We start from the raw sequence: 13939 nt of genomic DNA on the forward strand, positions 1-13939 counted from the left end.
CCCTGCCTGTGTGCGCGGCAATCGCTTAGTCGGCGATACGGCGGCGGAATACGTAAGTGGAATCGTTCGAGGCTTCAGCGTCGAATGCGTAGCCTTCAGCGTCGAAGTCTCTCAACTGCTCGGGCTTGTCGAGACGGTTTTCGACCGCGTAGCGCGCCATCAAACCGCGCGCGCGTTTGGCGTGGAAACTGATGATCTTGTAGCGGCCGCCCTTCCAGTCTTCGAACACCGGGGTGACGATCGGCGCGTCGAGCAGCTTGGGCTTGACCGATTTGAAGTACTCACCCGAAGCGCAGTTGACCAGCACGCGCGAGGCGGTAGCGCGCTTCTTCAATTGCGCGTTCAAAGCCTGCGTGATCCGTTCGCCCCAGAACGCGTACAGATCCTTGCCGCGCGTATTGGCAAAGCGCGTACCCATTTCGAGCCGGTACGGTTGCAGCAGATCGAGCGGGCGCAGCAATCCGTACAGGCCGGAAAGCACGCGCACGTGATTCTGCGCGTAATCCAGATCGGCCGACGACAACGTCCGGGCGCTGAAACCCTCATACACGTCGCCGTTGAACGCGAGTACCGCCTGCTTGGCGTTGTGCGTGCCGAAGCTGGGTGACCATTCCGCGTAACGCTGAAAGTTGAGATGCGCAAGCTGATCGGAAATACTCATCAGCGAGCCGATCTGCTGCGGCGACAAAAGGCGCAATCCGCCGATCAATTCGGCCGCATCGTCGACGAAATCGGGGATCGTGTGCTTTTTGACGTGCGGGGGGGTTTCGTAGTCAAGCGATTTCGCCGGCGACAGAACGATTATCATAGAGGCTTGCAGGCACGCCGTGCCTGACGGTCAAAGACGAAAGCCAGATTGTAACGAATGCCCGGTTCCCATGCCTCACACGGCGCTTTGCGCGTCGTCCTCGATTCCAATGTGTGGATCGATATTCTCGTGTTCGACGATCCGCACACGCGGCCGATCCGCGCCGCGCTCGAAAGTGGCGCGCTCGCCGCGCTGATCGACGCGCGTTGCCTCGCTGAACTCACCTACGTACTCGACTATCCGCAATTCGTGCATCGCAATGTCGACAAGGCGGCGGCGCTTGCCGTCGTCGCACGCCTGGCGCAGTTGGTCGAACCCGCAGTACCCGCGGAAGATGCCAGACCGTTGCCCAAATGCAAAGACCGCGACGACCAGAAATTCCTCGAGCTCGCGCACGCCGCGCAGGCCGACTGGCTGGTGTCGAAAGATCGCGCAGTGTTGAAACTCGCCAAACGGATTGCGCGTGATTTCGGTTTCCAGATTGCACAGCCAGCTCCGTTCGTCAGCGCCTGCATGACAATCGCGAACGAACCCGCACCAGTATGAACCCTGGCCGGATGGCCAACGTCGGGTCGACTGCGCGCACACAGCGCGGCGATTCCCTACAATCGGGCTTCGTCCTTTTCGAACGACGCCCCCTGTCAATTTCGCCAATTCACTCGACCACGCTCCGGACAGCGCCATGAATGCACCGCACGACACGCCTATGAGTCCCTCGTTTCCGTCCCGCCTGCCGGACGTCGGCACGACGATTTTCACTGTAATGAGTGCGCTCGCCGCCGAAAAAGGCGCGGTGAACCTCGGCCAGGGCTTTCCCGACTTCGGCTGCGATCCCCGCATTGTCGACGCGGTCGCGAACGCCATGCGCGACGGCCACAATCAATACCCGCCGATGGCCGGCGCTGCGCCGCTGCGCCAGGCAATCTCAGACAAGATCGCGAACCTGTACGGCCGCCGCTACGACGCCACCAGCGAGATCACGGTGACGGCGGGCGCCACGCAGGCGCTGCTGACCGCGATTCTCTGCACTGTGCATCCGGGCGACGAAGTGATCGTGGTCGAACCGACCTACGACAGCTATCTGCCGTCGATCGAGCTGGCCGGCGGCAAGCCGGTATTCGTCACGCTCGAGGCACCCGACTACACCATCCCGTTCGACAAGCTCGCTGCTGCGATCACGCCGAAAACGCGGCTTCTGCTGATCAACACACCGCACAATCCGACCGGTACGGTCTGGCGCGCGGAAGACATGCGTAAGCTCGAAGAAATCGTGCGCGGTACCAATGTGCTGATTCTGTCGGACGAAGTCTATGAACACATGGTGTACGACGGAGCGCCGCACGAAAGCGTTGCGCGTTATCCGGAGCTGGCGCAGCGCAGTTTCGTGGTGTCGAGCTTCGGCAAGACCTATCACGTCACAGGCTGGAAGATCGGGTACGTAGCCGCACCCGCGGCACTCACGGCTGAATTCCGTAAAGTGCACCAGTTCAACGTGTTCACGGTCAATACGCCGATGCAAGTGGGTCTCGCGGACTACATGAAGGATCCAGCACCATATCTGGATCTCCCCGCGTTTTATCAGAAGAAACGCGACTTCTTCCGTGCCGGCCTCGCGAATTCACGCTTCAAGCTCCTGCCTTGCACGGGCACATACTTTCAGTGCGTCGACTATTCGGCGATCAGCGACCTGCCCGAAGCCGAATTTGCCCAATGGCTGACCGGCGAGATCGGCGTCGCGGCGATTCCGGTGTCGGCGTTCTATCACGAAGCCCATGAATCAGGCGTGGTGCGCTTCTGCTTCGCCAAGCAGGAGACCACCCTCGCCACCGCGCTCGACCGGCTGGCGCGGCTCTAGGACGCCCCGCGCGATGCTGCGAACGAACCCACGTTCCTCGCCATCGCGCGCAGCCGCCCATGCGTGCGTTGCACGCCCGAGTTCATTTCACTTGCAAACCTGCCGCACGTCAGGCCGGCCGCGAGGCCGCGATATGCGCCTTACGATCTTCGGTCACGCGTTGCGCGGCCGGCCGGGCGTTGATTGTCTTCACATAGCTTTTCCAGTCCACGCCGGCGTCGAGCAGGAAATCGCGGCCGTAGATGGTCTGCGTCGTCATGCCCACCAGCGGCAAGCTCACATAACCTGCTGTGTCGGCGACACTGAAACGCTCGCCGCTCAAATACGGTCCGAACTTCGCGATCCGCTTGAAGCCAGCAATGTGATGCGCAAGCAGCTTCTCGACGCGCCCCTTGGTCGCGTCAGTCACGGTGCCGCCGAAGAACGCTTCCTTGTAGAGATTGCGGGCGGTCAGTTCGAGATGCACGTCCACGAACGTGATCAACTCACGCTCCTTGGCTGCTTCCCACGGGTCGGCGGAAAAAATCGCCTTGTCGGGAAATCGCGCGGCCAGATACTCGACGATGCTTTGCGATTCGCACAGATCGCCGTGTTCGGTCTGGATATAGGGCACCTTGCCGAGCGGAGAATGCTCGAGCATGGTTTCTTCCTGGCTCGGCATCACGAGCACTTCCTCGAACGGAATGCCGTGTTCGAGAAGCACAAACTTCACCTTGTTGTAATAGTTAGAGAGCGCGAAACCGCACAGCTTGATCATCGGGTGTCTCCTTTCTTCGGGTTGTTTGAGACCGCTCGTCAAAATCAAAGCAGCGGTCTTCGATCAATCATCCATTAAATTGCACGATCGTGCTATTCTAAAATAACCATGGAGTCGAGCATCACAATGATCTCTCGCAATTTCAGCATCGAGACTATCGGCATTGTCGGAACCGGTGCAATGGGCCGTGGCATCGCCCAGATTGCCGCGCTGGCGGGCCTCACCGTGCGTCTCTACGACACGAATCCCGCCGCGATCGGCGCCGCGCGCGACTACCTTGCCGAGACTTTCGCCAAATTGACCGCCAAAGGCAAGCTCGACCAGACCCGCTCGCTCGCCGCGCTGGCGAATGTGAGCGGCGCGCAGGTCATCGGCGATCTGGCCGATTGTGATCTGGTCCTTGAAGCGATCGTCGAAAAGCTCGATGTGAAGCAAGCGCTCTTTCGCGAACTCGAAACGGTGGTAAGCGGCCGTTGCGTACTGGCGTCGAACACGTCGTCGTTGTCGATTACGGCGATTGCAGCGGGCTGCACGAATCCGTCGCGAGTGGCCGGTTATCACTTCTTCAACCCGGTTCCGTTGATGAAGGTCGTCGAAGTGATCGACGGCCTGCGCAGCGATCCCGCCATCGGCGACGCGCTGATGGAACTCGCGCGCCGCATGGGCCACACGCCGGTGCGTGCGAAAGACATGCCCGGCTTCATTGTCAATCATGCCGGCCGCGGCATGAATACAGAAGGCCTGCGTGTAGCCGGCGAAGGCGTTGCCAGCTTCGCCGACATCGACCGCATCATGCGCGAGCAGGCGGGCTTTCGCCTAGGGCCGTTCGAACTGCTCGATCTAACGGCGCTCGACGTATCGCATCCGGTGATGGAGTCGATCTATCACCAATTCTACGAAGAACCGCGCTTCACGCCGTCGCCGATCACGGGCACGCGGCTCGCGGGCGGATTGATCGGCCGCAAAACCGGCGAAGGTTTTTATCGCTACGAAGACGGCAAGCAGCAGGTGCCCGCAGAAGCGCCCGCGCCGACTGAACTGCCCAAAGGCGTATGGGTCAGCAAGCGCTATCCGCAAGCGCATGAAGCCGTCGTGCAACTCATCGCCAAGGCCGGTGTAAAACTCGACGAAGGCGCCACGCCCGCAGCGGACTCGCTGATCGTCGTGACACCGTTTGGTCATGACGCGACCACCGCCGCCGTCGACGAAGCACTCGATGCGACTCGCGTTGTCGCTATCGATACCCTGTTCCCGCTGGCCGTCGTGCCGCGTCGCACACTGATGACGACACCCGCCACCAGCCGCGCCGCCCGCGAGACCGCGCACGCACTATTTGCCGCTGACGGCGTTCCCGTCACGGTGATCCGCGACTCGACCGGCTTCGTCGCACAACGCGTCGTGGCGACCATCGTCAACATTGGCTGCGACATCGCGCAAAAGCAGATCGCGACGCCAGACGATATCGACCTCGCCGTGACGCTAGGCCTCGGCTACCCACGCGGGCCGCTCGCACTCGGCGATGCGCTCGGCGCGAAAACGATCCTCACCATCTTGCGCAATATCTTCAGCGTGCTCGGCGATCCGCGCTACCGTCCGTCACCCTGGCTTGCAAGGCGAGCGCAACTTGGTCTGTCGCTGACACAACGCGACGCTGCCGACATTCAAACGGAGACGCAACAATGAGCGCCGAACTGCTGACCTCGCGCCCGACCGAAAGCGAATCGACGCTGGTCCTCACGCTGTCGAACCCCGGCGCACGCAATGCGCTGCATCCGGACATGTATGCCGCGGGCATCGAAGCGCTCGAATCGATAGAGCGCGATCCTTCCATACGCGCCGTCGTGATTACCGGCGCGGACAACTTCTTTTGTGCCGGCGGCAATCTGAATCGCCTGCTGGAGAATCGCGCGAAAGATTCGTCAGTGCAAGCAGAGAGCATCGATCTGCTTGGCGAATGGATTTCGGCGCTGCGTCTGTCGTCGAAGCCGGTGATCGCCGCCGTTGACGGTGCCGCCGCCGGCGCGGGGTTTTCGCTCGCGCTCGCGTGCGATCTGATCGTCGCCGCGGAAGACGCCAAGTTCGTGATGTCGTATGCGCGTGTTGGCCTCACGCCCGACGGCGGCGGTTCGTGGTTTCTCGCGCAAGCCTTGCCACGTCAGTTGGCGACCGAAGTACTGATCGAGGGTAAACCGATCGGCGCCACGCGTCTGCACGATCTCGGTGTCGTCAACAAACTGGCGAAAACCGGCACAGTGCGCGACACCGCTGTCGCCTGGGCCGACGAGCTCGGCAAGATTTCGCCGAACTCGGTCGCACGCATCAAAGGGCTCATCAGCGCGGCCGGCACACAGCCGCTCGCTGAGCATCTGGTTGCCGAACGCGACGGTTTCGTCGCATCCCTGCATCATCGCGACGGCCTCGAAGGGATTTCCGCGTTCCTCGAAAAACGCGCGCCAATCTACAAGTGAACATAAGCGAACCAAGGGACGATGCCTGAATATCAACTCCCCAAGCGCCGCCGCATCTTCCTGATGCGTCACGGCGACGTAACCTACTTCGACGATAGCGGCCGCGCGATCGATCCCGAAACCGTGCCGCTGAACACCAATGGCCGCGAGCAGGCAAGCGCAGCAGGCCGCGTGTTCGCCGAACAGCAAGTCCGGTTCGATCGGGTGATCGTGAGCGGTTTGCCGCGCACGGTCGAAACCGCGCAACGCGTATTGGCCGAGACCGGTCAGCAGATCACGCTCGAAATCGAGCCCGCCTGGCAGGAAATTCGCGGCGGCAAACTCAGCAACATTCCGCTGCAGGATATCGAAGCGGCATTTCTCGGCGTATTCGACGGCATCGTGCCGGAAAGCATGCGCTTTCTCGACGGCGAAACCATCGGCGCGTTGTTCGACCGCGTGTTGCCCGCAGTGGCGGCATTACGCGAGGACACGTCGTGGGACACCGTACTGCTGGTGCTGCACGGCGGCGTGAATCGCGCGATTCTGTCGCACGCGCTTACCGCCGGCGGCCGCACTTTCTTCGGCCACCTAGCGCAGGCCACCGGTTGCATCAACGCGCTCGACGTCGGCGCCGAGCCGCGCGACTGGGTGCTGCGCACGATCAACTATTCACCGCCGTCGCCGCTACATCGCGACGTTCGCAATACCACGATGGAAATGCTCTACGCACAATTTATTCAATACAAGCGTAGCTGACCCCGAACTGGAGGACACATGGTGCAAGCCACACAGACCGGCGAACCAGAACACAAACCGGATTATTCGGCCTTTGAGGGCACACGTCCGGTCAACGAGCGGCAACGCTTCGACAGTGACGCGCTCGCCGCGTGGCTAGCCCAGCATGTCGACGGATTTTCCGGACCGCTCACGTTGGAGCAATTCGCTGGCGGCCAGTCCAATCCCACCTTCAAACTGGTCACACCGTCGCGCTCGTATGTGATGCGAGCGAAGCCCGGACCGGCTGCGAAGCTGCTGCCCTCGGCGCATGCTGTCGAACGCGAATACCGCGTGATGCATGCGCTGGCTGACACCGACGTGCCGGTCGCGAACATGCTCGCCTTGTGCGAAGACGAGAGTGTGATCGGCCGGGCGTTCTACGTGATGGAGTTCGTCGAAGGCCGCGTGCTGTGGGACCAGTCTTTGCCTGGCATGGCGCCCGTGCAGCGCACGGCGATTTACGACGAAATGAATCGCGTGATCGCCGCGCTGCATAGCGTCGATGTCACATCAATCGGTCTTGCCGACTACGGCAAACCGGGCAACTATTTTGCACGCCAGATCGGCCGCTGGAGCAAGCAGTACATCGCGTCCGAAACCGAACCGATCGACGCGATGCAGCGCCTGATTGAATGGCTGCCGCATCATATGCCGGCGGAAACGAGCGAGCGCGCCTCGGTCGTGCATGGCGACTACCGGCTCGACAATCTGATCTTCCATCCCACCGAGCCGCGCGTACTTGCCGTACTCGACTGGGAGTTGTCCACGCTCGGCGATCCGCTCGCCGACTTCGCCTATCACTGCATGGCGTGGCACGTCGATCCGGCGCAATTCCGTGGCATTGCGGGTCTGGACTGGGCGGCCCTCGGCATTCCGGACGAGGCGCAATACGTCGAGCGCTATTGCAAGCGCACCGGCTTCGAGATCCACGGCGACTGGAATTTCTATCTGGCGTACAACATGTTCCGCATCGCCGCGATCCTGCAAGGGATCATGAAACGCGTGGTCGACGGCACCGCGGCCAGCGCTCAGGCGCTCGACGCCGGCCGTCGTGCGAAGCCGATGGCTGAACTCGCCTGGCGCTACGCGCAGAAGGTGCGCTAAGCGAATCGACGCACCAGGTTGCGCTCCAGAATAAACGTCATCCGTCATCCGCGAGGTCATACATGAATTTCGATTACACCCCGAAGGTTCAGGCGCTGCGCGAGAAACTGCTCGCCTTCTTCGACGAGCACATCTATCCGAACGAGCAGGCGTTCTATGCCGAGATCGCGCGCAATCGCCAGAACGGCAACGCGTGGCTCCCGACCGAACTGATCGAACAACTGAAACAGAAAGCGCGCGACGCGGGCTTGTGGAACCTGTTCCTGCCTGAATCGGTACGCGGCGCCGGTCTGACGAATCTTGAATACGCGCCGCTGTGCGAAATCATGGGCCGCGTGCCCTGGGCTCCGGAAGTGTTCAACTGCAACGCGCCTGACACTGGCAATATGGAAACGATCGAGCGCTACGGCAGCGACGACAACAAACGTGAATGGCTCGAACCGCTGCTGCAAGGGCACATCCGTTCGGCGTTTCTGATGACCGAGCCGGAAGTGGCGTCGTCGGACGCGACCAATATTCAGACGAGCATCGTGCGCGATGGCGACTACTACGTGATCAACGGCCACAAGTGGTGGTCGTCCGGTGCGGGGGACCCGCGCTGCAAGGTCTACATCGTGATGGGCAAGACCGATCCTGAGGCGCCACGTCATGCACAGCAGTCGATGATTCTGATCCCCGCCGATGCCACCGGCATCACCGTGCACCGCCCTCTCACCGTATTCGGCTACGACGACGCACCGCACGGCCACATGGAAATCACGCTCGAAAACGTACGTGTACCGGCCGCCAACATGCTGCTCGGCGAGGGACGCGGCTTCGAAATCGCCCAAGGCCGCCTCGGACCGGGACGCATCCATCACTGCATGCGTTTGATCGGCCTCGCCGAGCGTGCGCTCGAACTCATGGCTAAACGCTCCATGCAACGCGTCGCTTTCGGTAAGCCAGTCGCCGCGCAAGGCGTCACACAGGAGCGCATGGCCGAAGCGCGTTGCATGATCGAACAGGCGCGTCTGCTGACGCTGAAGACCGCCTACATGATGGACACGGTCGGCAACAAGGGCGCACGCGGCGAGATCGCCATGATCAAGGTGGTTGCGCCGAATATGGCATGCCAGGTGATCGACTGGGCGATCCAGGCGCACGGCGGCGGCGGCGTCAGTGACGATTTCCCGCTGGCGTATGCGTATGCATCCGCACGGACCTTGCGCTTCGCCGATGGCCCCGACGAAGTGCACCGCAACGCGATCGCCAAGCTCGAACTGGCGCGCTATATGGATGCGGGTGCCGCCGCTCGCGTGGAGACGCCGATTACACGGGTTTGAGCGTTTGATCGTCTGAACGCGTGGTCCAGGTTAGCTTTCGCGGCGGTGGATTGCGCCGCGAAGTCGAAACCGGTTCATGGTGGCACGGCCAGCAGCATCGTCCGATCTGTGCTCTAATTTTCGTCAACTGCGGCGTCCTTTGTGGCGCCGCTTTCACGAAATGAAGGAGCCAGGATGATCGACGTCTATAGCTGGGCAACCCCGAACGGCCATAAGGTTCACATCATGCTCGAGGAGACGGGCCTCGCGTACACCGCGCATGCCGTGGATATCGGCGCGGGGGACCAGTTCAAACCCGAATTCCTCGCTATCAGCCCGAACAACAAGATTCCGGCGATCGTCGATTCCGAGGGCCTCAAGGGCGCCGACGGCACGCCGTTTGCGCTGTTCGAATCGGGTGCGATTCTGATTTATCTCGCCGAGAAAACCGGCAAGTTCCTGCCGACCGATCCGGCAGCACGTTACGCCACACTGCAGTGGCTCATGTTCCAGATGGGTGGCTTGGGGCCGATGCTCGGGCAAACGCATCACTTTCGCATCTACGCGCCGGAGCCGATCGAATACGCGATCAATCGCTACACGAACGAAACACGGCGCCTCTATGGCGTGATGGATACCCAGCTCGGCAAGACACAGTATCTGGCCGGCAACGACTACACGATCGCTGACATCGCCGCGTTTCCGTGGACCCGTTCGTGGCAAAACCAGGGGATCGAACTCGACGCGCTTCCAAATGTGAAGCGCTGGCATGAGGAGATTGCCGCACGTCCGGCGGTGGTGCGCGGTGTCGACGTGCTGGCGTCAGCCCGCAAACCACTCATGGACGACAAGGCTAAGGAAATGCTGTTCGGCGCGACACAGTACGCGAAGCGCTAATATCGGCGCTATGTCGTTGTTCACGTTGTTCGCGTTGATCGTGGCGATGACATCGCGTTCGCAAAAACGTCTACATAAAAAAGCGCGAGCCGGCCGTAGTGCCGCTCGCGCTTTTTTGCCAACATGCATGCACTGAAACGCTAGAAGTAGTGCCGCGTGATGAACTCCGCGACACATACCGGCCGCTCGCTGCCCAGCCGCTCCAGCGTCACATTCCACTCAACCTGCACGCCGGCGTTGTCAACGTCGGTGACGGATTTCACCGCAAACCGGGCACGCAACTGTGAGCCGACCAACACCGGCGAAGTGAACCGCACGCGATTCAATCCGTAATTGACGCCCATGCGCTGCTCGATCGCCACCGTCTTGCCGAGCAGCGCCGGAATCAACGACAGCGTCATAAACCCATGCGCGACCGGACCACCGAACGGCGACTCACGCCGCGCCCGTTCAGGGTCGACGTGAATCCATTGATGATCACCGGTAGCTTCGGCAAAACGATCGACGCTCGCCTGATCGATCGTCAGCCATTCGCTAACGAGCGGTTCAGCGCCAACCAGCGCACGCAACGCCGTTGCATCGCCAAAGCTTGCGGCAGACACCGCGCTGCTGCCCGTCATGACGCGCCCCCCGGATTGCGCAGTCCGAACAACCCTTTGGAGCGCACCGTGATCACTGTTTCGCCGTGCTGGTTGATGCCTTCCCATTGCGTCGAAACGATGCCGCGGTCCGGTTTACTCTCCGAAACGCGTTTGTCGAGTACGGCGTTCATCATCGTGATCGTGTCACCAACGCGCACCGGCTTCAACCAGCGGATCTCGTCGATACCAGGCGAGCCCATCGAAGTGGAACCCGCGATCGTGTTGCGCACCAGCATGCCCATCATGACCGAACAGGTGTGCCAGCCACTCGCGACCAGTCCGCGAAACGGCGACTCGGCCGCTGCAGCCTCGTCCAGGTGGAACGGCTGCGGATCGAACTTCTGCGCGAACTCGACAATCTCTTCACGCGTGAAAGTATGCTTACCGACTTCAGTAGCCGTGCCGACTACCATGTCCTCGAAACTCAGACCCATCGTCACACCTCTTTCTTATCCGATTCGACCGGCTGATCAAGCTTCGGCAGAGACAAAACCGGGCAGCGCGGCGAACCGCGCGAGATGGTGATCGACATCGCCCAATGTGGTTTCGATGATAGCAAGACGTTTGAAAAGATGCGCCGCCGCGACTTCGTTCGTGACACCCATGCCGCCGTGCAATTGGACCGCCTGCTGACCAACGAAACGCGCGGCCTGACCGACCCGCACCTTCGCCGCCGAGACCGCGCGGCGACGTTCGTCAGCGTCCACGCTGGCGTAACGCATGGCCGCCAGATAAGTGACCGAACGCGCCTGCTCGGCATGAATCAACATTTCGACCATGCGATGCTGTAACGCCTGAAAACGCGCGATCGGCTGGCCGAACTGCTGGCGCGTTTTCGTGTACTCGACCGTGGCGTGGTTCAGTGCGTCAAGCGCGCCGACCGCTTCCGCACACAGCAATACCGTGCCGTAGTCTGCGATGTGCTCGAGCGCTGCCGCGCCGGCGTGTTTGCCGGCGAGCTGACGTGCCGGCGTGCTATCGAACTTGAGTGTCGCGGCGCGCTGGCCGTCGATTGTGCGGTAGTCAGTGACCTTGACGCCGGCCGCATCGCGGGCGACGATAAAGAGCGCGATCTCGCCATTCAACCGTGCCGGCACGATCCAGTAATCCGCTTGCGCGCCGTGCAGCACCACCGACTTCGTGCCGCTCAATGTCTGCTGTTCGCGCTGCCCGCTCGCAGCTGTCTCGACCTCGAACAGATCGTAGCGTGCGTGCGGTTCGTGAAATGCCACTGCGAGCCTGATTTCGCCCTGAGCCGCGCGTTCAAGCAGCGACGCGTCTTCGCCCTGCCCCTTGCCCGCAAGCCGTAGCGCTTCGATACCCACCGCGGTCGCCCAATACGGCTCGACCACCAAAGCACGGCCAAGCTCCTGCATGACCACCAGCATGTCGATCGGGCTGCCGTTGAAGCCACCCTGCGCTTCGGGCACCGGTAAGGCGGTCAGACCCAGTTCGGTGAAGGCTGCCCAGTGCACATCCGACACACCGGATTCCGTTTGCACGATCGCCTGGCGCGCTTCAAACCCGTAGCTCTTGTCCAGATAGCGGCGCAGTGCGTCAGCGAATTGCTGTTGTTCGTCGTTGAAAGTGAAGTCCATGCGCCGCTCCTCAGAGTCCGAGAATCATCTGCGCGATGATGTTCTTTTGAATTTCGTTCGAGCCGCCGTAAATCGACGTCTTGCGGAAGTTGAAGTAGTACGCGGCCAGCGGCGCGGCGTCATCGTCACCGGCGAGACTATGTTCGCGTTCGCCTTCAAGGAATGGCACGTCGAACGGTGCGGCGAGCGGTCCGATTGCCTCGAACATCAGTTCGGTCAGCGCTTGCTGCACTTCCGTGCCCTTGATCTTGAGCATCGAGGCTTCCGGCCCCGGCCCACGTCCGCCCGTTTCATTGGCGACCACGCGTTGCACGGTGACTTCGAGTGCCATCAATTCGATCTCAAGGCTCGCGACTTTCGCGGCGAACACCGGATCTTGCAGCAATGGTTTGCCGTTCTTGCGCTGATCCAGCGCGAGGCGCTTCAGAAATACGAGTTCGCGCTTCGATTGCCCGACACGCGCGATGCCGGTGCGCTCGTGCCCGAGCAGGTACTTTGCATAGGTCCAGCCACGATTCTCTTCGCCGACCAGATTTTCGACCGGCACATTCACGTCCTCGAAGAACACTTCGTTGACTTCGTGGTCTTCGTCGAGCGTGATGATCGGACGCACAGTGATACCTGGCGTTTTCATATCGATCAGCAGGAACGAGATGCCCTCCTGCTTTTTCGCGCCGCTGTCGGTACGCACGAGGCAGAACATCATGTCGGCGTACTGGCCAAGCGTGGTCCAGGTTTTCTGACCGTTGACCACATAGTGATCGCCAGCGCGCTCGGCACGCGTGCGCAGCGAGGCCAGGTCGGAACCGGAGCCAGGTTCGGAATAGCCCTGACACCACCAGTCTGTACCGTCGAGAATGCGCGGCAGATAGTGGTGCTTCTGCGCCTCATTGCCGTACTTCATCAACACAGGCGCCACCATCGCGACGCCGAACGGCAACACGGACGGCGCACCGATACGGGCGCACTCTTCGTCCCAGATATGCCGTTGGGTCGCGTCCCAGCCAGGGCCACCGTATTCTTTCGGCCACGCGATGACAGACCAGCCGCGCGTGCCGAGCAGCTTGTGCCAGCCCGCGAAGTCTTCGCGGTTCAGACGCTTGTGGTTGAGTACTTTTTCGCTCAGCTCGCGAGGCAGATTTGCTTCGAGCCAGGCGCGGATGTCGGCGCGGAACGCGTCGTCAGCGGGGGAATAGTCCAGATTCATGCGTCGTGTCTCCTGGCCGCAGCCGCCCGCTGCCAGTGAGCCACTGCGCTATTGCAGCGGTTCCTTCAAGGCAGCCGGGACCGGCAGCGGCATCACTTCGATGCCTTCTTCGACCAAGGCTTGCGCGTCTTCTGGTGTCGTGACACCGCGAATATTGCGTGCAGGCGCTTCGTTGTAGTGAATGCGCCGTGCCTCCTCAGCGAAGCGGTCGCCCACGTTCTCGGTCTTTTCCAGTACCTCGCGCAATGCGCGCATCACACGCGCCTGCATGTCCCCCATGCTTGCAGGGACTTTCGTAGCAGTCACGCCCGACAGATTCAGTCGGGGCGCCGACGGCAAACGGCTCACTTCGTTCGCACCGCAGATCGGACATTCGACGAGCTTGCGGGACTGCTGCGACTCGAATTCATCAGCCGAAGCGAACCAGCCTTCGAACCGATGGCCATGCGGGCACTGTAAATCGAGGACCTTCATGTGGAATCAGGGCTTGCGTGCCAGTTTAGCGCAAAATGGAAATTTGTGAACGGTCGTTCGTAAATTTTTA

15 protein-coding genes are annotated in these 13939 nt (G+C 61.3%); 8 read left to right on the forward strand and 7 right to left on the reverse strand.

What is annotated here, in order from left to right; all coding sequences use genetic code 11:
- Positions 1–25: 25 nt before the first annotated feature.
- Positions 26–808, reverse strand: coding sequence for a peroxide stress protein YaaA (yaaA, locus tag ACUN0E_RS35370; RefSeq protein ID WP_408390107.1), 783 nt, complete (start codon positions 806–808; stop codon positions 26–28).
- Between the two features lie 57 nt (positions 809–865).
- Here yaaA and ACUN0E_RS35375 point away from each other — a divergent pair, with 57 nt between their 5' ends.
- Together ACUN0E_RS35375 and ACUN0E_RS35380 are read left to right on the forward strand one after the other, a co-directional pair.
- Entirely contained in the window at positions 866–1354 is a 489-nt protein-coding gene (locus ACUN0E_RS35375; protein ID WP_408234834.1) for a putative toxin-antitoxin system toxin component, PIN family, read from the forward strand.
- Between the two features lie 136 nt (positions 1355–1490).
- Complete coding sequence (locus ACUN0E_RS35380; protein ID WP_408234831.1) at positions 1491–2663, forward strand: pyridoxal phosphate-dependent aminotransferase; 1173 nt, start codon at positions 1491–1493, stop codon at positions 2661–2663.
- A 109-nt stretch (positions 2664–2772) separates the two neighbouring features.
- On the opposite strand, the gene ACUN0E_RS35385 is transcribed toward ACUN0E_RS35380, so the two are convergent.
- Positions 2773–3420, reverse strand: coding sequence for a glutathione S-transferase family protein (locus ACUN0E_RS35385; protein WP_408234828.1), 648 nt, complete (start codon positions 3418–3420; stop codon positions 2773–2775).
- Positions 3421–3546: 126 nt separating this feature from the next.
- On the opposite strand from ACUN0E_RS35385, the gene ACUN0E_RS35390 reads away from it, so the two are divergent.
- The 6 genes from ACUN0E_RS35390 (at position 3547) to ACUN0E_RS35415 (ending at position 9949) form a co-directional block, all read left to right on the forward strand.
- The gene (locus ACUN0E_RS35390; protein WP_445569525.1) at positions 3547–5103 is read left to right on the forward strand and encodes a 3-hydroxyacyl-CoA dehydrogenase; all 1557 of its coding nucleotides are present in this window, start codon (positions 3547–3549) and stop codon (positions 5101–5103) included.
- A complete protein-coding gene (locus ACUN0E_RS35395; protein WP_445569526.1) occupies positions 5100–5888 on the forward strand; it encodes an oxepin-CoA hydrolase, alternative type in 789 nt (262 codons plus the stop codon). Before ACUN0E_RS35390 ends, ACUN0E_RS35395 begins: the two co-directional genes overlap by 4 nt.
- 21 nt (positions 5889–5909) lie before the next feature.
- Complete coding sequence (locus ACUN0E_RS35400) at positions 5910–6626, forward strand: histidine phosphatase family protein (protein WP_445569527.1); 717 nt, start codon at positions 5910–5912, stop codon at positions 6624–6626.
- A gap of 18 nt (positions 6627–6644) precedes the next feature.
- Positions 6645–7751 (forward strand): phosphotransferase, encoded by a 1107-nt coding sequence (locus tag ACUN0E_RS35405; RefSeq protein WP_445569528.1) that lies wholly within the window; start codon positions 6645–6647, stop codon positions 7749–7751.
- A gap of 62 nt (positions 7752–7813) precedes the next feature.
- The gene (locus ACUN0E_RS35410) at positions 7814–9073 is read left to right on the forward strand and encodes an acyl-CoA dehydrogenase family protein (protein WP_445569529.1); all 1260 of its coding nucleotides are present in this window, start codon (positions 7814–7816) and stop codon (positions 9071–9073) included.
- Between the two features lie 174 nt (positions 9074–9247).
- Entirely contained in the window at positions 9248–9949 is a 702-nt protein-coding gene (locus tag ACUN0E_RS35415; protein ID WP_445569530.1) for a glutathione binding-like protein, read from the forward strand.
- 140 nt (positions 9950–10089) lie between these two features.
- Here ACUN0E_RS35415 and ACUN0E_RS35420 read toward each other — a convergent pair whose 3' ends face one another.
- From ACUN0E_RS35420 to ACUN0E_RS35440, 5 genes are read right to left on the reverse strand one after another with little or no spacing between them, the layout of a single operon-like run.
- On the reverse strand, positions 10090–10569 hold the full coding sequence (locus ACUN0E_RS35420) for a MaoC family dehydratase (RefSeq protein WP_408390093.1): 480 nt from the start codon (positions 10567–10569) through the stop codon (positions 10090–10092).
- Positions 10566–11024, reverse strand: a complete 459-nt coding sequence (locus tag ACUN0E_RS35425; protein WP_445569531.1) for a MaoC family dehydratase — start codon at positions 11022–11024, stop codon at positions 10566–10568. The genes ACUN0E_RS35420 and ACUN0E_RS35425 overlap by 4 nt, the downstream gene beginning before the upstream one ends.
- A gap of 36 nt (positions 11025–11060) precedes the next feature.
- Positions 11061–12188 (reverse strand): acyl-CoA dehydrogenase family protein, encoded by a 1128-nt coding sequence (locus ACUN0E_RS35430; protein WP_445569532.1) that lies wholly within the window; start codon positions 12186–12188, stop codon positions 11061–11063.
- Positions 12189–12198: 10 nt separating this feature from the next.
- Complete coding sequence (locus ACUN0E_RS35435) at positions 12199–13395, reverse strand: acyl-CoA dehydrogenase family protein (protein ID WP_445569533.1); 1197 nt, start codon at positions 13393–13395, stop codon at positions 12199–12201.
- Positions 13396–13443: 48 nt separating this feature from the next.
- Positions 13444–13869: a DUF1178 family protein gene (locus ACUN0E_RS35440; protein WP_445569534.1), complete on the reverse strand. Its 426-nt coding sequence runs from the start codon at positions 13867–13869 to the stop codon at positions 13444–13446.
- Positions 13870–13939 lie beyond the last annotated feature (70 nt).

This window comes from Paraburkholderia sp. D1E (assembly GCF_052682275.1).

Coding starts and splice junctions, on each gene's coding strand:
- yaaA (WP_408390107.1), bottom strand. CDS start 808: ATGATAATCGTTCTGTCGCCGGCGAAATCGCTTGACTACGAAACCCCC.
- ACUN0E_RS35375 (WP_408234834.1), top strand. CDS start 866: ATGCCCGGTTCCCATGCCTCACACGGCGCTTTGCGCGTCGTCCTCGAT.
- ACUN0E_RS35380 (WP_408234831.1), top strand. CDS start 1,491: ATGAATGCACCGCACGACACGCCTATGAGTCCCTCGTTTCCGTCCCGC.
- ACUN0E_RS35385 (WP_408234828.1), bottom strand. CDS start 3,420: ATGATCAAGCTGTGCGGTTTCGCGCTCTCTAACTATTACAACAAGGTG.
- ACUN0E_RS35390 (WP_445569525.1), top strand. CDS start 3,547: ATGATCTCTCGCAATTTCAGCATCGAGACTATCGGCATTGTCGGAACC.
- ACUN0E_RS35395 (WP_445569526.1), top strand. CDS start 5,100: ATGAGCGCCGAACTGCTGACCTCGCGCCCGACCGAAAGCGAATCGACG.
- ACUN0E_RS35400 (WP_445569527.1), top strand. CDS start 5,910: ATGCCTGAATATCAACTCCCCAAGCGCCGCCGCATCTTCCTGATGCGT.
- ACUN0E_RS35405 (WP_445569528.1), top strand. CDS start 6,645: ATGGTGCAAGCCACACAGACCGGCGAACCAGAACACAAACCGGATTAT.
- ACUN0E_RS35410 (WP_445569529.1), top strand. CDS start 7,814: ATGAATTTCGATTACACCCCGAAGGTTCAGGCGCTGCGCGAGAAACTG.
- ACUN0E_RS35415 (WP_445569530.1), top strand. CDS start 9,248: ATGATCGACGTCTATAGCTGGGCAACCCCGAACGGCCATAAGGTTCAC.
- ACUN0E_RS35420 (WP_408390093.1), bottom strand. CDS start 10,569: ATGACGGGCAGCAGCGCGGTGTCTGCCGCAAGCTTTGGCGATGCAACG.
- ACUN0E_RS35425 (WP_445569531.1), bottom strand. CDS start 11,024: ATGGGTCTGAGTTTCGAGGACATGGTAGTCGGCACGGCTACTGAAGTC.
- ACUN0E_RS35430 (WP_445569532.1), bottom strand. CDS start 12,188: ATGGACTTCACTTTCAACGACGAACAACAGCAATTCGCTGACGCACTG.
- ACUN0E_RS35435 (WP_445569533.1), bottom strand. CDS start 13,395: ATGAATCTGGACTATTCCCCCGCTGACGACGCGTTCCGCGCCGACATC.
- ACUN0E_RS35440 (WP_445569534.1), bottom strand. CDS start 13,869: ATGAAGGTCCTCGATTTACAGTGCCCGCATGGCCATCGGTTCGAAGGC.